Annotated in this window: 19 protein-coding genes; all 19 read left to right on the plus strand. The window is 39.6% G+C overall.

Going from position 1 to position 25,902, the window contains the following annotated elements; translation table 11 throughout:
* Positions 1-34 precede the first annotated feature (34 nt).
* The 19 genes from PLZ15_06220 (at position 35) to PLZ15_06310 (ending at position 25,873) form a co-directional block, all read left to right on the plus strand.
* Positions 35-3,349, plus strand: a complete 3,315-nt coding sequence (locus tag PLZ15_06220) for an amylo-alpha-1,6-glucosidase (protein HOI29342.1) — start codon at positions 35-37, stop codon at positions 3,347-3,349.
* 27 nt (positions 3,350-3,376) lie between these two features.
* A complete protein-coding gene (locus PLZ15_06225) occupies positions 3,377-4,357 on the plus strand; it encodes a SpoIIE family protein phosphatase (protein HOI29343.1) in 981 nt (326 codons plus the stop codon).
* A gap of 178 nt (positions 4,358-4,535) precedes the next feature.
* The gene (locus PLZ15_06230; protein HOI29344.1) at positions 4,536-5,033 is read left to right on the plus strand and encodes a YiiD C-terminal domain-containing protein; all 498 of its coding nucleotides are present in this window, start codon (positions 4,536-4,538) and stop codon (positions 5,031-5,033) included.
* A 235-nt stretch (positions 5,034-5,268) separates the two neighbouring features.
* Entirely contained in the window at positions 5,269-7,365 is a 2,097-nt protein-coding gene (locus PLZ15_06235) for a chloride channel protein (GenBank protein ID HOI29345.1), read from the plus strand.
* 12 nt (positions 7,366-7,377) lie between these two features.
* Entirely contained in the window at positions 7,378-7,854 is a 477-nt protein-coding gene (locus tag PLZ15_06240) for a hypothetical protein (GenBank protein HOI29346.1), read from the plus strand.
* 125 nt (positions 7,855-7,979) lie between these two features.
* Positions 7,980-9,275: a hypothetical protein gene (locus tag PLZ15_06245; protein HOI29347.1), complete on the plus strand. Its 1,296-nt coding sequence runs from the start codon at positions 7,980-7,982 to the stop codon at positions 9,273-9,275.
* Positions 9,276-9,402: 127 nt separating this feature from the next.
* Positions 9,403-10,656: a hypothetical protein gene (locus PLZ15_06250; GenBank protein HOI29348.1), complete on the plus strand. Its 1,254-nt coding sequence runs from the start codon at positions 9,403-9,405 to the stop codon at positions 10,654-10,656.
* Between the two features lie 301 nt (positions 10,657-10,957).
* Positions 10,958-11,635, plus strand: coding sequence for a DNA alkylation repair protein (locus PLZ15_06255; GenBank protein ID HOI29349.1), 678 nt, complete (start codon positions 10,958-10,960; stop codon positions 11,633-11,635).
* Between the two features lie 5 nt (positions 11,636-11,640).
* A complete protein-coding gene (locus PLZ15_06260; protein ID HOI29350.1) occupies positions 11,641-12,177 on the plus strand; it encodes a hypothetical protein in 537 nt (178 codons plus the stop codon).
* Between the two features lie 254 nt (positions 12,178-12,431).
* Positions 12,432-14,843, plus strand: a complete 2,412-nt coding sequence (locus PLZ15_06265) for an outer membrane beta-barrel family protein (protein ID HOI29351.1) — start codon at positions 12,432-12,434, stop codon at positions 14,841-14,843.
* A gap of 148 nt (positions 14,844-14,991) precedes the next feature.
* Complete coding sequence (gene argC, locus PLZ15_06270; protein HOI29352.1) at positions 14,992-16,041, plus strand: N-acetyl-gamma-glutamyl-phosphate reductase; 1,050 nt, start codon at positions 14,992-14,994, stop codon at positions 16,039-16,041.
* Positions 16,002-17,222 (plus strand): bifunctional glutamate N-acetyltransferase/amino-acid acetyltransferase ArgJ, encoded by a 1,221-nt coding sequence (argJ, locus tag PLZ15_06275; GenBank protein ID HOI29353.1) that lies wholly within the window; start codon positions 16,002-16,004, stop codon positions 17,220-17,222. The genes argC and argJ overlap by 40 nt, the downstream gene beginning before the upstream one ends.
* Positions 17,219-18,067: an acetylglutamate kinase gene (gene argB / locus PLZ15_06280; protein ID HOI29354.1), complete on the plus strand. Its 849-nt coding sequence runs from the start codon at positions 17,219-17,221 to the stop codon at positions 18,065-18,067. The genes argJ and argB overlap by 4 nt, the downstream gene beginning before the upstream one ends.
* Before the next feature lie 67 nt (positions 18,068-18,134).
* The gene (gene argR / locus PLZ15_06285) at positions 18,135-18,596 is read left to right on the plus strand and encodes an arginine repressor (GenBank protein HOI29355.1); all 462 of its coding nucleotides are present in this window, start codon (positions 18,135-18,137) and stop codon (positions 18,594-18,596) included.
* Position 18,597: 1 nt separating this feature from the next.
* Entirely contained in the window at positions 18,598-19,827 is a 1,230-nt protein-coding gene (locus PLZ15_06290; protein ID HOI29356.1) for an argininosuccinate synthase, read from the plus strand.
* 104 nt (positions 19,828-19,931) lie between these two features.
* The gene (gene argH, locus PLZ15_06295) at positions 19,932-21,305 is read left to right on the plus strand and encodes an argininosuccinate lyase (protein ID HOI29357.1); all 1,374 of its coding nucleotides are present in this window, start codon (positions 19,932-19,934) and stop codon (positions 21,303-21,305) included.
* Positions 21,306-21,470: 165 nt separating this feature from the next.
* The gene (locus tag PLZ15_06300) at positions 21,471-23,513 is read left to right on the plus strand and encodes a M13 family metallopeptidase (protein HOI29358.1); all 2,043 of its coding nucleotides are present in this window, start codon (positions 21,471-21,473) and stop codon (positions 23,511-23,513) included.
* 172 nt (positions 23,514-23,685) lie between these two features.
* Positions 23,686-24,618 carry an ATP-binding cassette domain-containing protein gene (locus tag PLZ15_06305; protein HOI29359.1) on the plus strand — a complete coding sequence of 311 codons (933 nt, stop codon included), beginning with the start codon at positions 23,686-23,688 and terminating at the stop codon, positions 24,616-24,618.
* The gene (locus PLZ15_06310) at positions 24,608-25,873 is read left to right on the plus strand and encodes an ABC transporter permease (GenBank protein HOI29360.1); all 1,266 of its coding nucleotides are present in this window, start codon (positions 24,608-24,610) and stop codon (positions 25,871-25,873) included. Before PLZ15_06305 ends, PLZ15_06310 begins: the two co-directional genes overlap by 11 nt.
* The last annotated feature ends 29 nt before the right edge of the window (positions 25,874-25,902 follow it).

Raw genomic sequence — 25,902 nt, forward strand, 5'->3', positions numbered from 1 at the left:
AGCGCAAAGAGCGGACTATTCAGCGGAGATTCACATGAAATTTCTCTTTTCATTCCTTTTACTTTTCACACCGGTTCTTTTTTCACAGACAAAAATTGCTCTTCTGGATCTGAATAATTCTATCAATTCCGATAAAGAACTTAAATCCGCTTTTGAGTTTCTGGAAAGCCGGAATGAATTTAAAACCTCTCTAATAAGTTCAGGCATGATTTCCGGATCGAAAAAATATTTAAATGATTTTCAGATTGTCTGGATTCACCGTACCGATTCAACACTATTTAATAAGAAAGAAAAGGACCCGGTGTTAATTTCAAAACTCCGGGATTATGTTTTGGACGGAGGTAAATTATTCTTAACCGTTGATGCGCTTAATTACCTGAATCTGATGGGATTCGAAAGTGTTGTCCCGTCTTCAAAATATGTTGATGCGGTGGATGGAGGTTACGGAAGGAAACTCGGACTTCATTCATTCAGGAATCATCCGGTCTTTACCGGATTGAATGGCGGGGCCTATCTGTTTAATCCGACTGAAGACATGAAGATCCGTCAGGTCGGATTCTTCGGGGATTCGATCCCGTTAAACGGAAAAGTTGTTGCCGTTGATTGGTCCTATATTACCTTAAAAGAGGATTCCCGGCTTGTAGTTGAATATGAAGAAGGAAAGGGAAAGATTCTGGCGGCAGGTGCATATACTTATTTTGCGATTCCGAATAACAGCAGCCGGCACCTCGAAATGTTTGTTCAAAACTGTCTCTATTATCTCTCGGGCAAATATCAGGAACAGAAAAAATATTACTGGAACTATCAGCCCAACAGCGTAAAAGAATTTTCTGCTGGCGGACGGGAGGAATTTAAGTTTGTTTTAAATCCTGCGTCTTTATTTAAAAAATCGGACGGGCTTCTTCTTACAAACCGTTTTGCAACAGAAAATTTCTGGAATGTATCGGGTGAAAGAATTCTTGTAATGGGAAAAGAGAAAGGCGGAATAGATGAGGTCTGGGCTCATCCTTTCATGGCTCTGAGAGATTATCAGGTGGGAATCAGATTCTCCTACAAAGATTCTGTTTACTGGCTTAATGATGAAAGACCGGAAATTGAAGTCCGCCCGGAATCTTTTACACGCATTTACAAATTCCGTAGAGCATATCTAACCGAAACAATTTCGGCTTCGCATGACAAACCGGTTTCAATTATTAATTATGAGTACAGAGGTGTTTATCCCGCTAAACTTGTAATAAAATTCAGGAGCAACATCCGATATATGTGGCCCTATTCTGAAAAGGTTTTCAGCTCTATAAATTATTCTACGGACAAAGAACTTAACTCCTTTATATTAAAAGACGGGAGCGGCGAGCATATAATTTTAACCGGCGCTGTCCGTAAACCGCTTCAAAGTATTATTGGTCAGTATGAAAATTTTGAGAAAAAGGATTCGCTCTTTACCGGGATTGCTTCCTCAGATTTTTCTGTCGGCGCATTAACCGAATACGAACTCAAAATGAATGACAATCTGCAATTTGTTATTGCGGCATCTAATGAAGGCGAGGATACAACAAGAAATTATTTCACCATGGCTCTTACGGATCCGGCAAAAGTTCTTGATGATGCCGCTCTTTACCCAAAAGAGTTTTTTGAAAAATCGCTCTCTATAACAACTCCGGATAAGGATTTTAATGAAGGTTATCAATGGGCGCTAATCGGAACCGACAGGTTCCGCGTAAACACTCCGGGCCTCGGCAAAGCCCTTGTTGCGGGTTATTCAACAACGGCTAAAGGATGGAACGGAGGACACAAGGTAAACGGCCGGCCCGGTTACGCATGGTATTTTGGAAGGGACGCGGTCTGGAGCTCATTTGCACTTCTTGATTACGGCGATTTTGAAAGCGTTAAATCTCAATTGAGCTTTTTCAATAAGTATCAGGATCTTAACGGTAAGATTTTTCACGAGCTTACTACTTCGGGCGCTGTTCACTACGATGCGTCGGATGCTACGCCTCTCTATCTTATTCTTGCGGGAAGATATCTTCTTCACAGCGGGGATGTTGATTTTATAAGAGAAACATGGCCTAATATTAAGATGGCCATCGACTATTGTTTTTCAACAGATACCGATAAGGATCACCTTATTGAAAATACAAATGTAGGACATGGATGGGTGGAAGGAGGAGGGCTCTATACAGCTCATACAGAAGTCTATCTTGCTGCATGCTGGGCGGAAGCTTTAAAGATGGCATCTGTTATGGCCGGGAGTTTGATGTTGAATAAAGAATCTGAAATGTATAATCGTGAGTATGAAAAGGTTAAGAAAATAATAAGTGAACAATTCTGGAATGATGAAAGTAATTTTTTAAGCTTCTCTAAATTAAAAGACGGTTCTTTCAATCTCGAAAAAACAGTACTAGCTGCGGTGCCTGTCTATTTTGAAATGCTGGATAAACCGAAAGCAATAAATGTAATTGATGATTTTGCCGAGAATTATTTTTCATCGGATTGGGGTGTGAGAATACTGAGAGACGATTCGCCAATCTATAATCCGCGCGGTTATCATACCGGATCGGTCTGGCCCCTCTTTACCGGATGGACTTCACTTGCGGAATTCAAATACGGAAATCATCTCCAGGGATATACACATATGATGAACAACCTGCTTGTCTATAAAAACTGGCAGCTCGGTTCAGTGGAGGAAGTACTGCACGGTTCGGAATATAAACCCTCGGGAGTCTGCTCTCATCAGTGCTGGAGCCAGACTATGGTTCTCCAGCCGGCTATTGAAGGAATGCTGGGTCTTAAAGTCGATGCGCTTAATAACAGAATTGATTTAGCTCCCGGAATACCTGCCGACTGGGATACTTTGAAAGTTGAGAGAATAAGGATCGGTAAAAATTTTCTCAATTTCACAATGAAAAAGGAGAAGGGAAAAACAACATACAGATTCAGCACTGATACTTCTGAACCGGTAGCTGTTGGATTCAGGCCATTATTCCCATCAGGAACAAAATTTAATTCAGCGCTTCTGAATGACGAACCGGAGAAAATTAATCTGGTTGACGGAGGAAATATAAATTTCTCGTTCAATTTAAGTAACCTGGCAACACTCGAACTTCTTCACGAAGGAGGAATTTCCGTTTTACCAAAGGTCATTATTCCAAAGCCCGGATCATTTTCGGAAGGATTGAGAATTCTTAATGAAAGAGTTGAAGAAGATAATTATATTGTAACAGTTCAGGGATTGAGCGGAAGCACAGGGGAACTGGAAGTTATTCGCGAAAACGGGAAGGAGATAATTTCTGTCCGGTTTGAATCCGGTTCCGGAAAGTATGCTAATAAAGAGATTAAATTGAAATACTGAAATAATATTTTATGAAAGGGATATAAAGTGGAAGGGCAGGAATTAAACCACTTGAAATCGCAGCTTATCTGGCGTAAGGAAAAAATTCAGAAGGCAATTTCCGGTCAGATTGTCCCGATGCATCTCGTTAACCTTCTTAAAGAAGTCGACTCCGCACTGGAGAGAATTGACAACGGTACTTTCGGACTTTGTGTTGTGTGCAACGATCCAATTGAACCGGAGCGCCTGATTGTAGATCCCCTTACAAGAGTCTGCCTGGATCACCTGAGCAGTAATCAGCAGAAGGAGCTGGAGGAGGATCTCACCGTAGCAACTCATATTCAGAAAGCAATGCTTCCTAAAAACAACCGCCGTCTCAAAGGTTTTGAGGTCTATTATCACTACGACGCCGCAGGAGCTGTTAGCGGCGATTACTGCGACGTGATTGATCCCGGATCTGAAAGCAATTCACTCTATTTTATTCTGGGGGATGTATCCGGGAAGGGGATTGCCGCATCGATGCTAATGACTCATCTCAGGGCAATGTTTCAGAGTCTGGTTCCTCTTGGTATCGGAATCGCGAGTCTGATGGCTAGGGCCAGCCGGCTCCTCTGCGAGAGCACTACTTCCTATCACTATGCGACGCTGTTGTGTGTTAAAGCCAATATGGATGGAAAAACCGAAATCTGTAATGCAGGTCATTGTCCGCCCCTGTTTATCAGCAGCGACAGGATCTCCCGACTGGATTCAAATGGTATGCCGATCGGAATTTTTTGCGAATCTGAATATACTATGACAAACTTCAGTCTTAAATCCGGCGAAATGATACTTCTCTACTCAGACGGATTAACCGAAGCGATGAAAGGAGATAATCTCTACGGTATGGAAAGGCTCGAAGAATTTGCTGCCGCAAACAGGAATCTGCCCCCGTCCGAATTTGTAAAAAGATTGGTGAGTGATCTTCACAATTTTCTCGACGGCGATCCGAGAAAAGATGATCTGACAATAATGTCAATCAAAAAAATATAGTTTCTTTTACTGATGATTGGACAGACCGGTGTATTGCTACTCATTATTCATTAAGACCGATTAATAATCCTTTTCTGTAATTAAATACGGATTTATGAAGAGTCTATAAAAAACGAGTACAAATAGTCGACATCACTTTTTGAAATACATATATTTGCCCGAACTAAATTGAGAGATCATGTTTATCGAAAAAGAAAACAGGCCGGACCCCGTTATTGAAAAAGAGAAAATCCTTCAGCTTGAAGAATATATAAAACAGAATATTCCCTTAACCGGTTTTATGAATTTCAGCATATCTGAACTTTCCAAATTATCTATAAAGTTGACTGCCCCGCTTAAACCGAACGATAATCATTACGGAACCGTCTTCGGCGGAAGCCTGGCAATCCTTGGTATCCTGGCAGGGTGGGGACTCCTTCATTACAACATGATAGATGAAAAGATCAAAGGAACCATAGTGATTAAAGAAGGAAAGATGAAGTTTCTTCGTCCGGCTCTTAAGGAATTTGAAGCTGTAAATAATTCGCTTACAGAAGCCGACTGGATTAGTTTTAAAAAGTGTCTTTCTGTGGAAGGAAGGTCCAAAATTAAAATGCAGTCCTACCTTTATTCGGAAGGAAAACTTGTAGGGGTTCACGACGGAATCTACGTAGCCCTTTCCTCACCGTTAAAATAATTATTAGCCGGATCCGGTTGATAAAAATTTACTGTAGAGAAATATTTAAACCGGAGGCCCATTCATTTTGTCAATTATTCAAACTGAAGAAAAAAAATCATTTCTTCCCCCCTCCCCCTTAAGCCTGCCGCGTTGAAACGCGGCGGGCTTATTTATAAAATGGTTGTATCTCCGAAATTATTTTGTTTATTCATTTTTACTTAATTTTCAACGTACATAATATTATTAGTCTATAATGGCAGAAATTCTCAAGGATCAAAATAAATCACGAGTCCTGGCAAAAATCGCTGGTTTGCCTAACCGTATTTATCACCTTTTTTTAGGGACGGATTACACTGCTTTTACATTTCTCTCAATTATTACCGGTGCTGTGGTTGGATTTGCTACAGTCCTATTCCACCACTCAATAGAATTCTTTAATGAAGTATTTTTTGAGCAGACGGCAGGAGGATTATATTTTTTAGGCGCTGCCGCTGTAATTGCACTTCCCGCTATCGGTATGCTTATTCAAAGTCTGATGATTATATCCGCGCCCGATATTGCATCTAAAAGAGGCGTCTCTGAAGTAATTAAATCGGTTGCATCGCGCGGCGCACGGATTCCTCTCCGGACAACGATATTTCATTTTTTTGCACCTGTTATTAGTATCGGTTCAGGTAATACTGTGGGACCCGAAGCCCCGGCGGCACAGCTCGGCGGCGGTGTAGCAAACAAACTGGCTCACACATTCAGACTCTCCGATTCCCGTAAAAGGGTTTTCACCGCGGCGGGTTCCGGTGCGGCAATAGCAGCAATATTTAACACTCCGATGGGAGGAATCTTTTTCGCTCTTGAGATTATTCTGCTTAATGAATTTCAGGCGGCAACTTTTTCAGCCCTTATCCTTGCTTCAGTTACTTCGAGCGCAATCTCGAGAATATTTCTTGGTAATAAATCTGTTTTTCTTTTCAGCAGTCCGGATGTTGGCGATTACTCCCATCTCTATTTATATGCGGCTCTCGGAATAATTGCCGGACTAGTCTCAATACTATTTATAAGATACTCGAATACACTTGATACTCTTTTCAGAAAAAAGATCCTCAAAAAATATCCCCAATGGATAGTTATGACATTTGTTGGATTAATAGTGGGTGTATGCGGATTTTTTTATAAAGATATTTTTGGAATCGGATATTCGGGAATCAACAATATTCTTTCGAACTCTCTCTCTTGGAAAGTGGTCGGGATGCTTCTTCTGCTTAAGATATTTCTGGTACCGTTAATCCTTAACTCCGGCGGATTCGGCGGAGTATTCGCTCCATCACTTTTTATAGGAGCTTCGCTCGGCTTCCTTTTTGCAACCGGGTTGAATTATTTCTTCGGATTTCAGTTTGATGTAACTGCTTTTGTTCTTGTATCAATGGGAGCTGTTCTGGGGGGGATTAATTCAATTCCGATCTCTGCCATACTTATAATTTTTGAAATGACAAAGGACTATTCTTTTATACTTCCGCTGATGCTGGCGGTAGTAGCAAGCACGATGATTGTTCAAATCAGTATGAAAAAATCGGTTCATGAAAAGCATCTTGAGAAACAGGGTTATAAACTATCCCAGACAAAAGATGTACTATTGTTGAGGTCGATAACGGTTGAACAGGTTATGAAGAAAGATGTAACTCTTATGCCGGAAGAAACACCCCTTCCGAAAGTATTAAGCTCTCTGATGGAGAGCGACAGAAATACTTTTTATACGGTTAATAAAGAAGGAATAATCGTTGGCAAAATTACCGACGCTGAAATCCGGCCGATTATAACCGAGTATGAGCATATACGCGAGGTTCTGGTAGCGCGTGATATTGCCTCCAGAGATGTTACACCTGTAATGGAAACAGACGACCTTGATTATATTATGAAACTGTTTGAAAGCAGGGATGCCGATGAATTTCCCGTTGTTCATCCCGAAGATAAAAACAGTGTTACCGGAACAGTTAGAAGGCAGGATGTAATTGCTGCATATAACCGGGAGAGTTTTAAGTATAACGTTGTTGAAGGATTTGCCCGCGAATTGAAAACAATAAGCAGTACCAAACAAACAAAGGTGCTGGAAGGCTATTCGATAATTGAAAAACAAGCCCCGGGGGAATTTGTCGGCAGGAAAATTTCCGATATAGCTCTCCGTAATAAGTACGGGCTCGAAATCCTTATGATCCGGAAACACAGCTCACCGTACGAAGACCAATCCGAATCATCAAATTATATATTACCTAATCCTGTTTATGTAATTCAGGAGGATGACATTTTAATTTTGTTCGGAGCGGATGAAAAGATTGCTTCAACAGAAAACTGGAGTTAATTTATTACTCTTATGAGCTCTAAAGAACTTGCAGACGAATTATTCAGGAATGTATTCGATGATCCGTGGCATGGTGCGTCCGTCAGTATGATTCTAAACGGAATAACCCACACAGCCGCATTTAATAAACCGCTCGATTCAATTCATTCGATTGCCGAAATTCTGCTTCACATGACCTCCTGGACAGTAGAAGTTGAACGCCGTTTATCAGGGGAGGAACCCGATGAACCGGAAATGGGCGACTGGCCGGACGCAACCGGACTTAAAAAAAATAATTGGGATGACATTAAAGACTCCTATTTCCGTGAGTCGGAAAAGCTTATCGGTTCAATCAGAGTTTTTCCGGATTCCGGATTGAATGAATTAGTTGGAAGCGAACGGAATGCGTCACTCGGAACCGGATTTACTTATAAATCCATGATTCTGGGGATGATACAGCATAATGCATATCATTCAGCGCAAATCTCAATTTTAAAAAAAATCAAATAAATTAGTTTCGCTGATTGAAAGTGATAAAGAAATAAATGAATTTTGACACAATAATTTTGATCGGAAAACGTTAACACTTATAAATTCTTCTATAACATTCTAAAACCGGCAGGACAGGGGGAAATATGCGGAGCAGAACACTTCGGTTAATTTTAATTGCTTTCCTTTTAATAACATCTAATATCATTTCACAGACAGATCAAAGTCTAATAAAAGAAGGAGCTCCAAAAGTTTATATCGATTGCGGATTGTGCGACATAAACTACATTAAGGAACAGATACAAATTGTAAATTATGTCAACGACCGTAACGATGCCGATGTTCATATTCTGTTTGTTACTCAGAGCACCGGGGCAAACGGTACTCAATATTCACTTTTCTTTATCGGCAACAACAGTTTTAATGGAATTAATGATACAGTTAAATTTTCTACGGATCAGACCGACACAGACGATAAAGTAAGAGAAAAGACGGTTAACAACCTTAAGATCGGACTTGTAAGGTATATTGGTAAAACAAAAGTAGCCGATCAAATGACAATTTCCTTCGCAAAGCCGAAAGAGCAGTCAGAAAAACCGGAAGACGATTGGGATTTCTGGTATTTCCAGGCAAGCGTTAACAGCAGTATCAATGGAGAGGAAAGAAGTAACTACAACTGGCTGAACGGTTCGTTCAGCGCAAACAGGGTAACAGAGGATCTGAAAGTAAATCTGCGTCTCTCCAATTCATATACTGAAAACAATTTCAATTTTTTTGACGGAACAGAGGATGTTAATATAAAAAGTGTTTCCCGCAATCAAAGTTTTGACGGCTCGGTTTATTTCTCGATCGATAATCACTGGTCGTGGGGTTTTACTTCGTATGCATTCAGGTCAACATATTCCAATATTTCATTGAGCGCATATTTCGCCCCGACGGTTGAGTATAACGTTTTTCCGTATTCGGAATCGAATCAGAGACAGTTAAGAATAAATTACAGAATATCACCTACATACAACCGCTATTTTGAAGAGACTATCTTTTTTAAAACGAACGAATCGCTTATTAGTCAGCAGCTCTCGGCAACATTATCGATAATCGAACCTTGGGGAAGTACAAGTCTTACGCTTACCGGCGCAAACTACTTTCACGACTTTAGCAGGTATGAACTCGATATTTTCGGAACGGTTTCCTGGAAAATTGTAAAGGGATTATCTTTCAGTGTATACGGAGGATATACAAAGATCAGGAATCAGATTTCGCTTCCGCGCGGCAGTGCTTCTCTTGAAGAAGTATTATTGCAGCGAAGGCAGCTTGAAACCGGATATTCATACTGGGGCGGTTTCGGAATCTCATATTCATTCGGCTCGATCTATAATAATATTGTAAATCCAAGATTTGGCGGCGGCGGGGGCGGTTCAACAATAATAATATCCAATTAGCCATCCGGACTTTTAATCCTATTTTCAAAACGGGAAGCTGCTTTCTTTCCGGCTTCCCGTTGCATTGAAGATTATTTAAAGACTATTTTACGCACTCAAATTTTCGGGATTATGCTTTCTCTTCCATATGAAAAGTAAAATATTATTCACCTCGCTTTTATTCGTTCTTCTAATTAATTCTCCTGTATTAATCAGCTCACAATCACTTGTAAGGGAAGGCGCTCCCAAAATATTTCTTGATTGCCGATGCGATATGAGCTATATAAAAGAACAGATTCCGGTTCTGAATTACGTTACAGACAGGACGGAGGCCGATATTTATGTGCTCTTTACCGATCAGAGAACCGGCTCGGGCGGAAGAGAATATATACTTCTCTTTCTCGGGCGTTCCGATTTCAGAGGAACAAGTGATACTGTTAAATATGTCGCAAATCAGATCGATACTGAGGACGAGAAAAGAATTAAAATGGTTGCAGCGCTTAAAGCGGGGCTCGCAAAATTTATCTTTAAGTCCCCCATCGCCGATCAGATGAAAATCAGTTTTACAAACGGATCGGGGAACGGTCAAAACCTTCAATCAATTTCTGATGAATGGGATCACTGGGTTTTCAGAACAAGCTTAAATACTTCTCTTAGCGGACAGCAGACAACAAAACATTACAACCTCGGAAGTTCCATATCAATAAACAGGATTACAGAGGATTCGAAGATTTACTTGTGGGGATCCGCGAATTACAATGAAAGCAATTATGATTATGACGAAGAGAGAATTGTGAGTATTTCAAGACGTTATAATGCTTCGGCAACGTTCATTAAAGCGATTGACGGGAAATGGTCCTGGGGTATCTGGTCGTCTTTTAATCAATCGACATATAACAACATGAAGCTGGGCCTCAGTATTGCCCCCGGGCTGGAATATAACATCTTCCCTTATTCGGAAGCCAACCAGAGGCAATTCCGGGTCGAGTACAGAATCCATTTAAATCACAACAGATATTTTTTAGAGACGATCTATTTGAAAACGAAAGAGAATCTCTTTAGCCATTTATTAAGATTTTCATTTGAGGTTATAGAACCGTGGGGAAATTCAGGATTCCGTTTAACCGGTTCGAATTACCTGCACGATTTCGGGCTCTATTCTTTCAGTACCGACGGTTTTCTCTCCTTAAAAGTTCTTAAAGGTTTTTCGTTCGACCTAAGGGCAAGGTATTCTAAAATAAACAACCAGCTTGCGCTGCCTCGCGGACAAGCTTCGCTTGACGAAATACTTCTTCAAAGAAAGGAGATAGCGACCCAGTATTCTTATGAAATCGGGATAGGTATTTCTTATTCTTTCGGCTCAATCTATAATAACGCAATAAATCCCCGCTTCGGCGATTAATCGAATTCCGAATCCGGAATATTATGCGCCCGTTAGTATTTGAATACTCATTTCTAATCTGTTCTATTTTTAACAGCTCTTTCAATTTGTGAATTGAAATTGTTTCAACGGTTCGCCCGTTGATTCCCACTGCTTTTTCTACTGCAAGAATTGAATTTTAATTGGTTTTCTGAGTGGCCTTTTCAATGCTGCAAGGTTTGGTTAAATGAGGATTGAAAAGAAGTTTCATAAACATTATGTTATGATCAAATCTAAGTAAACCAAAGTTTTTTTTGAATATTTTTTTACCGGGACGCTCGTTATGAATGTTAAAGAAATTATTGCCGAACTTAAAAAGAATGGAAGTCAATACAACAGGGAAGGAATGAAAAAGTTCGGGATTAATGTTGATAAAGCATTCGGTGTGAACGTTCCGGTAATGCGGAAGCTTGCAAAGAAGATTGGCAAGAATCACAAGCTGGCAATTAAATTGTGGGAAAGCGGGTATCACGAAGCACGGCATGTTGCAACAATGATTGCCGACCCTAAACTCACAACCAGATCCTTATTGAACAACTGGGTCAAAGATTTTAATTCCTGGGATATTGTGGACGGATCCTGTTCAAACCTGATCCGGAAAACGGACTTTGCTTACGATCTGATTCCTAAGTGGGTTAAAAGCAATAAGGAGTTTGTGAGGCGTACAGCATTCTCTTTGATTGCATACCTTGCTGTTCATGACAAGAAGAAGAATGACGAGGAATTTCTTCAGTACCTTCCGCTTATTAAAGAATATTCAACCGATGAAAGAAATTTTGTTAAGAAAGCTGTTAACTGGGCACTCAGGCAGATTGGTAAACGAAGTACTTTTCTTAATGAGCAGGCAATTCAGATGGCGGAGGAAATTAAACTGATCGATTCGAAAACCGCAAGGTGGATAGCAAGCGACGCTCTGAGAGAATTGAAAAATCATAAAACCTTTGCGGGAATTAAGGAGTGAATAAAATGAAAACTGAAAAACCACTCTTCTTTGAAAAGGAAAGATTAAACCAGAAATGGAATCTATTTTTACTTACACCGGTTTGTGCCGGATTTATTTTATTTCAGATCTATTCACTTTACAGTCAATTGGCATTAAAACAACCGGTCGGATCGGAACCGCTATCGGATGCTTGGTTAATCGTAATGTCCTTCATTGTTATTCCTTTAATGATCTTTCTTATCTGGCTTTTTTATGTTATGACACTTACAGTAAAAGTGGACAACAATAAAATCCTCATTCGTTTTTATCCGGTAACAAAAAGAGAAGTACTTATAAGTGATATCAACTCGTTTGAAATAAAGGAGTTCAATCCAATAATTGATTTCGGAGGATGGGGTTTACGCTATTCAATCCGGTGGAGAACAACGGGTTATATTATGAAAGGAAAAGTCGGCGTTCACATACATCTGAAGAACGGAAAAAATTTATTGATCAGCTCTGAAAGGGCGAATGAATTATATAAAGTGATTAAAAACGAAACTGATAAATCGGGATCCTGATAATGTGAAATATTATTATTTAAAGAACATATAAATTGTCTTATCTTGATGATAACTCGTTCTGTTCTCTCATTTCAACCAGCTGGCTGTTTTAATGATTTAGTCCGATATTAATTCCTCAAATCAACTATAATTCTAATTGAAACTTTATTATTAATCACATATTATAATCCGGGTGGATTTAGAATTTTAATATAATAACGAAAAGAAAGGAATCATCAATAAATTTTCATAAATGTAAATTGGGGGGAAATTTGAAATTCCGCAGTTTGTTCTTCGCAATGCTCTTATCTTTACCCTGCCTTGTTTTTGCACAGCAAAAGTCTCAAAAATTCAGTCTGATAGGAACAGTTATCGATTTTAAGTCAAACGAACCTCTCGTTGGGGTCTCAGTTCTTGTATTGTCACGCACCACCGGTGAACAGATAGCGGGAGCCGCATCGGATAATCAGGGAAATTTTACCGTCGAGGATATTACAGAAAGTAATGTTAAGGTAAGGTTTTCAATGGTCGGTTATCAATCTCAATTAATTGATTCCGTCGATGTTTCGAAATCGTCGCGCATCGGATTGATTAAATTAATGGGTACAACTATCGATCTACCGGAGGTTGTTGTTAAAGCAATTAAACCTGTTGTAGAATTTTATGCCGACAGACAGGTAATTAACATGGACCGTCTACCCGGAAATTCCGGCTCTGTGACTGACGCGCTTAAAAATTCCGGACTGGTGGAAGTTGAGCCTTCTACAAATAAAATTACTGTCCGCGGCCAGGCGATAAAAATAAAAATGGATGGACATGAGTATAACATGCCGGGAGAAATGCTTTCGCAGTTGCCTGCAACAATGATTGATCAGGTTGAAGTTGTGCTTGCACCCGGCGCAAAGGAGAGTGCCGAAGGCGGAACCTATATTCTTAACCTGATTACAAAAAGGGAAACCTTCAGCAGTACAAGCGGTATGTTAAGCTTAAGTTCATCAACAAATAAAAACAGCTTCGGCGGCGCTTACCTCAATTATAAAGTGGATAAATTCAATTTCTTCGGCCAGGCTTACGGAAGCTATTTTGCTATGGATAATTTTAATGAGTCCGAACGGTACGTGTATACAAGTCCTAATATGTATTATCAGAAAACAATAGGCGACGGTAAAAACACTTTCTATTCCGGCTACTTCAAATTCGGTTTCGATTACGATTTTGACGAGAATAATTCAATGACGTTTTTTACTACCTATAATGGTTATAAATACAGTTCCAGCAACGATGGAAACTCTATTGTTAATAATCAGAACAATATTTTTCAATACAGCTACGACAGAATCGGTAATAACGATGGCATTAATAACAGTCTATCCTTTTACGGTTTTTACAAGAAAAAATTTGCTGCTAAAGGGAATGAACTTACATTTGATGCCATGCTGACATTATTTGGCAATCCTACAAACGCGGATATGAATCTAAAATACAGCAACAGAATCAATACTCCCCAGCTTCAGAAAAGTAATACGGACGTTAATGCAAAAACCTTAATTCTAAAAGCCGATTATGTTCTGCCCGTTGGCTTGAATAGATTGGAAGCGGGATATAACATGACATACAGAACCAGATCCAATGATTACTCCGTTGAGGATTATATGTATCAATTCTCTGGCTGGAGAGATAGTCTTAACCTCAGCAATGAATTCCGTTATAACGAATTAATCAATGCTGTTTATGCTGCTTATGCACATAAAATAGGCGACTTTGATCTTAAACTTGGAGTGAGAACAGAGAACCTTAATACAAAGGGTAATCAGGTAACTCAGAAGATTGAATTCTCCGAAAACTTTTTAAGCTTCTTCCCGAATCTGAATGTGGGCTACAAGATAAGCGATCTATTCCAGCTTTCGTTTAATGCATTCAGAAGGGTAACATATCCCCAGATATTTTATATCAATCCGTTCAGACAATACACCGGACCTAATTCGTTCTTTGCCGGTAATCCTAAACTAAAACCGACATACCTTAATTCTTATGCAATAAATCTTTCACAATACATTAGTCTGTTCTATAACTATACAACCGGCAGTTTTACTTCTGCAATGGCAACGGAGAACGATTCAACAATCGTTTCAACATTCCTTAATCTTAACAGCGAAAAAGCTTACGGCGTTAATCTGACATTACCATATTACAACTCGCCCATGATGCCGATCCATCTTCCGGATTTTATAAGCTCATTTTATGTATCGTTTAATTACAGGTATGCCAAGCAATCGGGACAGTACCTCTCAGAGGATTTGTCCTTAACGAATAAAACATATATACTTAATGCCAATCTTGGTCTTAAACTCTGGTACGATATTGAAGCGTACATTTCATTGTACTACATGCCCAAAATTGAAAATCGTAGAACAGTAAGAAGCGAAATGAAAAACCTCTCCCTGTTTTTCAACAAAATGTTCTTGGATAGAAAATTGCGTGTGTATATAATGATTAACGATATTCTCAACGGACAACGGGGTAATAACGAATCGATTGGCGGAAATTATTATACAAGAAGTTATTACGAAATGAGGAACAGCAGAAGTATCGGAATTGGTATTTCCTACATGTTTAATGACTATAAAGAAAGGCGCGACAGAAATATTGATGACGGAAGAGACGCTGCCAATAGGGGTTTTTAACTGAACTTTAATCTTGATCCTGATATTAATGGACAGATAGACCCGGCATCCGCCGGGTTTTTTTATTGCCGAAACCGTTATAATTAATTATTTGCATAAATATGCACAATTATGTATAATTATGCCCCTAATAATTAAGATTGTGCAAATGATAAAAGCAGGTATAGTCGGTGCTGCGGGTTATTCGGGATTAGAGCTGATAAAAATACTGCTCAATCACTCCGAAGCTGAAATTACGCATCTCTTCGGTTATAACTCGGCGGGTAGCAGAATAGATAACATGCATCCTTCTCTAAAAGGACTGATTGAAGATGAAATAGTGACATTCGACGAAAAGCTAATTGCTGATCTGGACCTGCTTTTTATTGCCCTTCCTTCGGGCCAGGCAATTCCTTATGTAAAAAGTGCTTATGAAAACGGTGTAAAGGTAATTGATCTTGGCGGCGATTTCAGATTAACCAACTTGAATGATTACAAAAAGTATTACAAAAACGAACATTCCGCTCAAGACCTTGTAAATATTGCGGTATACGGGCTAAGTGAATGGAATGAACAGGAAATTAGTAAGGCAGCAATTGTTGCCAATCCCGGCTGCTACCCAACAAGCGTTCTGCTTCCTCTTATTCCTTTGCTAAAAAAGAACTTACTTACAAGTGATTTTATAAGTATAGTATCGTATAGCGGAACATCCGGTGCAGGTAAATCACTTTCGGAAAATATGATCTTCTCAGAGGTAAATGAAAGTGTTAGAGCTTACAAAGTCGGTAATCACCAGCATATACCGGAAATAAAAAGATATTTATCAATGTTTAGTGGGTCCAGTCCATACTTCTCGTTTGTTCCTCATCTTCTTCCTATTACAAGAGGAATCTATACAACAATACAAGCCAAAGTAAATAATACTATTAATGAAATATTATGCAAAAACATTTATGAAAAATATTATTCAGAGTCGCCCTTTATAAGAATCGTACATCCAGGAATACCGGAAATAAAGAATGTAACCGGTACAAATTATTGTGATATCGGATTCTCCATAAATGATGGAATAATTACAGTCATCTCTACAATCGATAACTTAATTAAAGGAGCTGCCGGGCAGGCGGTTCAAAATATGAATATAATGTTTGGAATAGATCAAACCGAAGGAATTCTGAAATGTTCAAAGAAGAAATACTTAAAAGCACAATCGGCATGAAAACAAAATTACCATCAGGCTATAAATCCGCAGGGATTCATTGCGGAATAAAAAAATCGAGAAAGGACCTGGCATTAATTGTCTCGAATTATCCGGCGACAGCAGCCGGGGTATTTACGCTTAACAAAGTTCAGGCAGCACCGGTACTCCTCAGTAAAAAACATTTGAATGAAAGCGAAAATATCTGCGCGATAATAGTCAACAGCGGCAACGCTAATGCTTGCACGGGCGAACGCGGATATATTGATGCCGAGCTGATGACTGAACAGACCGCAGAGATTCTTGGGATAGAAAAGAATGAAGTTCTTGTTGCATCTACCGGTGTAATCGGTGAATTGCTGCCGATGGAAAAAATATTAAATGGAATTACTGCTATTAAAAATTCTCTGGCTGATGGCGACGATAAAGATGCTGCCGAAGCAATAATGACAACCGATACATTCTATAAAGCGGAATCTTCAACATTTGATATTGCGGGCAAAGAAGTTACAATTAGCGGAATTGCAAAAGGATCGGGAATGATTCATCCCAACATGGCAACAATGCTTGGTTTCATTACTACCGATGCTGCAATCGAAAAAGATCTTTTGCAAACTATGCTTAAAAACTCAGTAGATAAAACCTTCAACCGGATTGTAGTCGATGGAGATACAAGCACAAACGACATGGTATTAATGCTTGCGAACGGTGCCTCTGGTGTTTCGATAACCCGTGAGAGCAATTCATATGAGGCTTTCGAATCAGAACTGTTTCAGATTCTTAAAAAACTGGCAATAGATATAATTCGCGACGGCGAAGGGGCAACTAAATTGATCGAAGTGATTGTGGAAGGCGCAGAGTCGGAACAGGATGCTGTAAAAGCAGCTAAAACAATAGCATTATCACCGCTTGTAAAAACCGCTATTCACGGTGAGGATGCTAACTGGGGAAGAATTATTGCCGCCGTCGGTTATTCGGGTATTGAATTCGATCCTGCAAAATTCGAAATCTTCATAAACGATACTCAGATTTTACAGCCTAACTATATTGTCTCGCTTCCCAATGCAGTTGCAAATCAGACATTAAAAGTGAAGAATGTGCGGCTTAAGGTCAGGCTTAATGCCGGAAGCGGATCTGCTAATTGCTGGACGTGCGATTTCTCCGAAGACTATGTTAAAATCAACGGGAGCTACAGATCGTGACTACCGCAACATTTAAAAAGGAAGATGTTCTGATCGAAGCGCTTCCCTACATTCAGCAATTTGAGGGGAAGACTTTCGTTGTTAAATACGGCGGCGCCGTTATGGAAGATGAAAAGTTGAAATCTATGATAGCTAAAGATGTTACGCTGCTTAGAAAGATCGGAATTAATATTGTCGTCATTCACGGAGGAGGAAAAGAGATAACTTCGTTGTCTAACAAACTCAACATTCAGACAAAATTTGTAAATGGACAAAGATTTACAGATGACGAGACACTAGAAGTAGTCCGGATGGTTCTCGCCGGTTCGATTAATAAAGATATAGTAAGAAGAATAAATATTCACGGCGGTAGAGCAGTAGGAGTCAGCGGTATTGATGGGGATTTGATAAAGGTGAAAAAATTTGAGAAAGATGATTTGGGGCTTGTCGGCGAAGTGATTGATGTGAATGAAGCGCTTATAAAAAATTTACTGAAGGACGGGTATTTACCAGTTATTGCCCCGATGGGCGTAGATGTAAATGGTTCGGTTTATAATGTAAATGCCGATATAGCAGCCGGATCAATTGCCGGTGCTATTGATGCGGCCAAACTTGTCTACCTGAGTGATACCGAAGGTGTAAAAATCAACAATGAACTCGTTTCTCATCTAACTGAAAAACAAATAGTGGATTATATCGGCGGCGGGAAAATAAACGGCGGAATGATTCCAAAGGTTGAATCGGCACTCAACGCTCTGAACGAAGGTGTGAGTAAAGTCCATATTATTGACGGCAGAATTGAACATGCCCTCCTTCTCGAAATATTTACTGAAGAAGGAGTCGGTACCGAGATTGTAAGCGAATAGAGATGGTTTTACTTGAAATGAAGTCTCCTTGTGATTAGGTTCGAATAAACAATAAACGGGAAAAGATATGAGCAGAAAATTAGAAGATATTAACAAACGTCATTCTCTTATTAAATCGATCATCACTAATCAGGAAGTTTATAATCAGACGCAGCTTGTAAAACTTTTAAAACAAAATGGGATAAGAGTTACTCAGGCAACATTATCAAGAGATTTGAACGAACTTGGAATTGTAAGAATTCCTACCCCGGATGGAACTGTTTACCGTGTCGGAGATTCCGGCACTCAGACAGCAATAAAAAACCGGATTGCTGAAGAGGTGATATCTATCGATAACAACGAGCAGCTGATTGTAATAAGAACATTCACCGGAAGAGCGCAGGGAGTTGCGGTTTTTATTGACAGCCAGAAGATCAATTACCTCCTTGGTACTATTGCCGGAGATGATACAATACTCATAATTCCGCGATCGGTAAAAAAAATTAAGCCAATAATTGAAGAATTAAAAACAACATTAGGAATAACTTAAAATGAGCAAGAACAAAATTGTTGTAGCATACTCGGGCGGATTGGATACATCCGTTATGGTTCACTGGCTGAAAAGCAATTATGATGCTGAAATCATAACATTTACAGGTGACCTCGGTCAGACAAAGGAACTGACAGGATTAAAAGAGAAAGCATTAAAATCCGGCGCATCAAAAGTATACATTGAAGATTTACGCAAAGAATTTTTGGAGGATTATGTTTATCCTTCCCTTAAAGCCGGAGCTATGTACGAGGATGCTTACCCGATGGCTACTTCAATTGGAAGACCGCTTCTTGCTAAAGCATTGGTTGATGTAGCGTTAAAAGAAGGTGCTAATATGGTTTCGCACGGGTGCACCGGTAAAGGAAATGATCAGGTTAGGTTTGAAGTCTCTGTCGGCGCACTAGCACCGGATCTTAAAATTGTTGCACCCCTGCGTGAATGGGAATTTAAATCCCGTGAAGCGGAAATTGAGTATGCAATGAAACATGATATCCCGGTAGCCGCCACAAAAGAAAATCCCTATTCGATTGATGAAAATTTGTGGGGGACCAGTATTGAATGCGGTGTACTGGAAGACCCGATGGTTGCGCCGCCGGAAGATGCATTCCAGTCAACAACTTCACCCGAAAATGCTTATGACAGCGGCGATGATATTGCCGTCGAGTTTGTTGAAGGAATTCCTGTTGCGGTGAACGGTCAATCCATGGAATCGATTTCTCTCGTAAAATTTTTGAATGCTGTTGGCGCAAAGAATGGGATTGGCAGGATTGATCTTGTTGAGAATAGACTTGTCGGAATTAAATCGAGAGAGATTTATGAAGCCCCGGCCGCATCAATACTTCATTTTGCGCACAGGGAGCTTGAAAGACTTACGCTCGAAAAATCGGTTATGCATTACAAATCAATAGTTGCGCATGAATTCTCTAACCTAATTTATAACGGTCTCTGGTTCTCGCCTTTACGCGAAGCCCTCTCAGCGTTTGTTGATAAAACTCAGGAACGGGTTACCGGACTGGTTAAAGTAAAACTCTATAAGGGAACATTGAGAGTAATGGGAAGAACATCACCGTACTCACTGTACGATCCGGCTCTTGCAACTTACACTGCAGAAGACCAATTTGACCATAAGGCTTCCGAAGGGTTTATTAAAATCTACGGATTGCCTTTAAAAACATATAACCGGGTAACACAGAAGGTTAAAGACGAAAGTAAAAGTGCGGTTGCCTGAATATAATTGGTCGTAAAATGACCGGGAAATAAAACGCGGTTAAAAGTTTAATCGCGCAGTATTACACTTTGATCGTTACTTTTTAAAGATAACCGGAGATTTAAATGCCGACATGGAACAGCCGATTCAAGAAAAATCTTGATGAAAGAGCTCTTCGTTTTTCATCGTCAATTGAAATAGACGGGAAACTCTTTAACGAGGATATCGACGGTAGCGTTGCTCATGCAAAAATGCTGGTGAAGCAGAAAATCATTTCATCTGCAGAAGGTAAAAAGATTACGTCCGCACTTGAGAGAATCAAAAAAGAAATTGCAGCCGGCAAATTGAAATACGATTGGCATAAGGAGGATATTCATTCATTTATCGAAGAGGAATTGACAAATAGAATCGGTGAAACAGGAAAGAAACTTCACACAGCAAGAAGCCGGAATGATCAGGTCGCACTCGATGAACGGCTCTATCTTAAAAAGGAAATAAAGGTTCTTATACGCCTGTCAAAAAATCTTCAAAAACAATTGCTTAGAAAAGCAGAGGAGCATAAGGAAACAATAATTCCGGGTTATACTCATATGCAGCGTGCTCAACCGGTGCTGTTTGCTCATCATCTGCTGGCATATATTTCAATGCTTGAACGAGATGTTGAAAGACTGCAGGATTGCTTCAAACGCTCTGATAAATCCCCGCTGGGTGCAGCCGCCCTATCAGGTTCGACTTTACCCATTGACCGCTTTTTCACCGCAAATGTTCTGGGTATGAACGGAATTGTTCTTAATTCGCTCGACGCGGTGAGCAGCAGAGATTTAATAATAGAAACTATCAGTGCCTGCTCGATTATAATGATGAACCTGAGCCGTTTGTCTGAAGAGCTTGTGTTATGGAGCTCACGGGAATTCTCTTTCGCTCATTTTGACGACTCATTTGCTACAGGCAGCAGTCTTATGCCACAGAAAAAAAATCCAGACATCGCAGAACTTGTAAGAGGAAAAACAGGAAGAGTTTACGGCGCGCTCGTCGGTATACTTACAGTGATGAAATCGCTTCCGCTTGCTTACAATCGCGATATGCAGGAGGATAAATTCCACATTATTGAAGCTGTTGAAACTACAAAGCAATGCCTGGAAATAACAGCGGACTTATTAAAACATACTGATTTTGAACGAAACCGTTTTGTAAATGAACTCGACGGAGATATTCTGCTTTCTACTGAACTGGTAGACTATCTGGTGAGAAAAAAAATTCCGTTCAGAGAAGCGCACCGGCTCGTTGGTAAAGTTGTGGTTCTTGCTTTGTCAAGATCAAAAAAATTAAATGAAATAACTTTGCGTGATTATAAAAAAATTTCTGAAGCATTTGAAAAAGATCTCTTTCCGCTCTTAAAAGCAGAGAAAAGTATCAAGAATAAAAAATCGGCCGGAAGTACTTCACCCTCTGAAATACTCCGCCAGTTAAAATTCTGGAAGAAAAATCTGCGGAATTAGAATATTTTCTTAATAAATAAATTTCCGACACAGAAGCCTATTTTCTCATACCGGTAGCCACCGATTTATAAAATAATTTAATTTATCCTAAAGTATTCCTAACCACATTGACCTTAAAATCGTCCAATTAGTGCTATATTTTCCACTAATCGCGAGGTTCATATCATGCAGTATCAATCCCCAATAATTCGTTTTATGTCTTTTATTTTTTTATTTCTTTTTAGCTTCACATTAACCGCTCAGAGTCAGAAAGGAAAAGGATTCGATCCGGGTAATCTTGATAAGAGTATTAATCCCGCAGTTGATTTTTATCAGTACGCAATTGGGGGCTGGAGAAAGAACAATCCGATACCGGATGCCTACAGCCGGTGGGGAGCGTTCGAACAGCTTGCCGAGAGAACAAACCTGAACGTAAAATCTATTGTTGAAAAAGCTGCGGCTAGTCAGGACTGGAAATCCGGTTCTGCAGAACAGAAGGTTGGCGATTTTTATTCAACCGGAATGGATTCTCTACAAATAGAAAAGCTCGGAATTAAACCGCTTTTACCCGAGCTGGCTAAAATTGAACGGCTAAAAAATTCTAAAGACCTGGTAAAACTTTTCGGTCAGCAGGCGCTTTACGGTATTCGGGTTCCAATCAATTTCTTTGTGGGAACCGATGCCAAGAAGAGCGACTTTATGGTTTCAAGAATTTATCAGGGGGGACTGGCTCTTCCTGATGTTGAATACTATACTAAAGACGATGCGCGTTCGAAGGAGATACGCGAAAAATACCTTCAGCATGTTGCCAATATGTTCGGTTTACTTGGTGATGATTCGGCATTATCTTTAAAAAATGCTGCAACTGTTCTTGAAATTGAAACACGGCTTGCAAAAGCTTCCAATACCAGGCTTCAAAATAGAGATCCTGAAAAAACATATAATAAAATGGGAATGGATCAATTAAAAAACATTACACCGGGATTTGACTGGGAACTCTACTTTTCGGGAATGGAAATTTCCAATCCGCCGGTTATTGTTATTTCGCAACCCGGATTCCTTGAAGAAGTTGCTTCGATGATCAGAGAGATCCCGCTCGATCAATGGAAGACATACCTGAGATGGCATTATATAAATGGCGCAGCTTATTCCCTCAGCTCGGATTTCGTAAATGAAAAATTCAACTTCTTCGGTACATTTCTAACGGGTGCCAAAGTCATTCAACCGAGATGGAAGAGAATTCTTCAGTCGGTTAACGGAGCTATGGGTGAACTTGTAGGTGAAATATATGTTAAAGATTATTTCCCTCCAGAAGCTAAAGAGCGTGCCCGCTCAACAGTAACGAATATTCTTGCATCAATGGGTGAAAGCATTAAAAATTTGGAATGGATGAGTGCTGAAACCAAAGAAAAAGCATTGCATAAGCTGAGCACATTTACAGTTAAGATCGGCTATCCGGACAAATGGAAGGATTATTCCGGGCTTGAAGTTAAACGTGATACTTACTTCAGGAATATCATGCGGGCTAATTACTGGGCTTCGAAAGATAACCTTGAGAAGATCGGAAAACCGGTCGATAAAACTCAATGGGGTATGAGTCCGCAAACAGTTAATGCTTATTATAATCCTACTATAAACGAAATTGTTTTTCCCGCTGCTATTCTTCAATGGCCCTTCTTCGATAAGGATACCGACGACGCAATTAATTACGGCGCGATGGGTGCTGTTATCGGTCATGAAATAACGCATGGTTTCGACGACCAGGGAAGGAAATATGATGCAAATGGAAATCTTAAAGACTGGTGGACCAAAGAAGACAGCGAGCGGTTTATCGCCCGCGCTAATGTTCTCGTTGAGCAGTTCAACGGTTTTGCTGCAATCGATACTTTCAGGGTTGATGGTAAATTGACGCTAGGAGAGAATATAGGAGATCTCGGCGGACTTACTATCGCCTATAACGCCTTCAAGAAAACTAATCAGTATAAGTCAGGTGAAAAGATCGACGAATTTACACCTCAGCAGAGATTCTTTCTCGGCTGGGCGCAGGTTTGGGCCGAGAACTCACGAGATCAGTATCTGAAACTCCAGCTAAAGACCGACGTTCATTCGCCGGGCAGATTTCGTGTAAATGGCCCGCTCAGAAACCTTCCGGAATTCTTCGAAGCTTTCGATATTAAACCGGGGGATCCGATGAGACTTCCTGACGGAAAAATAGTCAAGATCTGGTGATGAAATATTCGGGAGTATGAACGGGGCTTGTTTTATTTTTATGTTAAATTTTTAATTAAAACTTGACCTTGTTCATACTCTTGTTCTATTTTTTAGTATCCTGATTTAGCTTCTCGCTCTAATGACAACTGAACTAACAAATAAACATTTTTTTTAGTATAAAGAGGGAAAAATGCATGCACTCGAAGTAAAAAACCTGACTAAGCAGTTCGGGTCCCTTGTCGCAGTCGACCGGGCATCATTTGAAGTACCGGAAGGATCGATATTCGGATTGATCGGACGAAATGGAGCCGGAAAAACTACTACTATCAGGATGATGATGGGTATTTATTTACCTGACGAAGGAGAAGTTAACCTGAGAGGAGTTAAAGTTGGTCAGGAGTTTAAAAACAAAGTCGGATATCTTCCTGAAGAACGCGGACTTTATAAAAAAATGAAAGTGATGGATACTCTCAATTATTTTGCCGAGATCAAAGGGAAGAGCGGAAGAGATATTCATAAAAAAGCTAATGAGTATTTAAAAAGGTTTGAACTCTACGACCGCCGGCTTTCTAAAGTTGAAGACCTTTCAAAAGGGAATCAGCAGAAACTCCAGTTTATAGCCACAATTCTTCACGACCCGGATTTCATAATTCTCGATGAGCCTTTCTCCGGACTTGATCCTGTTAATACAAATCTGTTAAAAGATATTATTCTTGAAATGAAGGAACGCGGTAAAGTAATAATTTTTTCAACCCACCTGATGGAATTCGCCGAAAAACTTTGCGATCACCTTGCTATGATCGATCACGGAAAAATTATTCTTAAAGGAAAATTAAGCGAAATTAAATCCAGGTATGCACAGAGAAACGTGAGCTTAAATTATGAAGGGGACATCTCATTCCTTAAAGGACACCCTATAATTGATAAGATAGAAAATTTTGGTAATACAACCGGAGTTAGAGTAAAAGAACCGGACCAGGCTCAGACTCTGCTCAAATTGCTTATTGAAAGAGGTGTTGTAATTAAAAAGTTTGATGCCAATGATATTTCTCTCCAGGAGATTTTTATTGAACTCGCGGGTCATGAAAGTATTGAATCGAAGGAGGTGCGAAATGTTAAATAATAGAATTATCGCCGTTTTTAAAAGAGAAGTGAGAGAAAGAGTCATCTCCAAAGGCTTTATACTTATGACAATCCTGTTGCCACTTTTTATGTTCGGTTTAATCGGTATACAGGTTCTTTTAATGAAGGAAGATTCAACAAAATTTAATATAACAATTATTTCCGAATCTTTAGACTTAACAAACAAACTGCAGAACGAATTACTGCTTTCGGATGCGGTAAAAGAAGGAAATGTAATTTTACAATTCAATACAATGAGCCAGGAAGATTTTAGAAACTTTCTAACTAGCAAGAAGCAGGATGTTCTGGATGAAAAAGTAACCGGAATTCTGTATGTACCGGAATCCGCGCTTAAGGATAAGAAAATTGAATATTATTCAAAAACGCCTCAAAACCGACGTTTATCTGAATTACTTAATAGACCCATAAACAAGGTCTTAATTGATACTTATTTTAGTAACCGAGCTCTTTCTATGGAGGAATTGAATTTTGCACGACAGGGCCTGGATGTTACCGGATTTAAAGTTTCTAAGGAGGAAGGATTTGAAGAAGCCGGCTATGGAAGCTTAATATTAACATATCTCTTTACATTCTTACTCTACATCAGTTTATTGATGATGGGTCAGATGATTATGCAGTCGGTTATTGAAGAGAAATCGAGCAGAATTGTTGAAGTTATTCTTTCATCTGTAAGCGCTAAAGAACTGATGATAGGTAAAATACTTGGTTCCGGTGTTACCGGACTGCTTCAAATGGCTATTTGGCTAACACCTGTAATAATGGTGGCTTCAACTACATGGTTTATGCTTCCCCCGGAAGTTTCAATAAGTCTTACAACTTTTCAAATAGTTTATTTCTTAATCAACTTCTTTTTAGGATTGGTTATATTCCTCGGACTATTTGCTACTGTTGGGGCTATTTTCGATAATCCGCAAGATGCTCAATCTGGGTTGTGGCCCGTAATGCTGCTAATAATTATTCCGTTCTTTATTGCTTTCTCCATGATTGAGAATCCTAATAGTGCGATTGCAAGAATATCCTCTTTTGTACCTTTTGCTAATATAATCGTAATGCCGGCCAGAATGACGATTGCAGATGTACCGGTCTTTCAGTTGTTCCTCTCTCTCTTTATTAGTGTAGCAACATTAATTACAATCTTCCCATTAGCGGGCAAAATTTATAGGATTGGAGTCCTGAGAACAGGTAAAAAACCTAAATGGTCAGAAGTTGTAAAGTGGATTAAATATAAGTATTGATTTATTTTCGGGACGGGGATTGAATTATT

The organism is Melioribacteraceae bacterium, from assembly GCA_035362835.1.
Classification (GTDB): domain Bacteria; phylum Bacteroidota; class Ignavibacteria; order Ignavibacteriales; family Melioribacteraceae; genus DSXH01.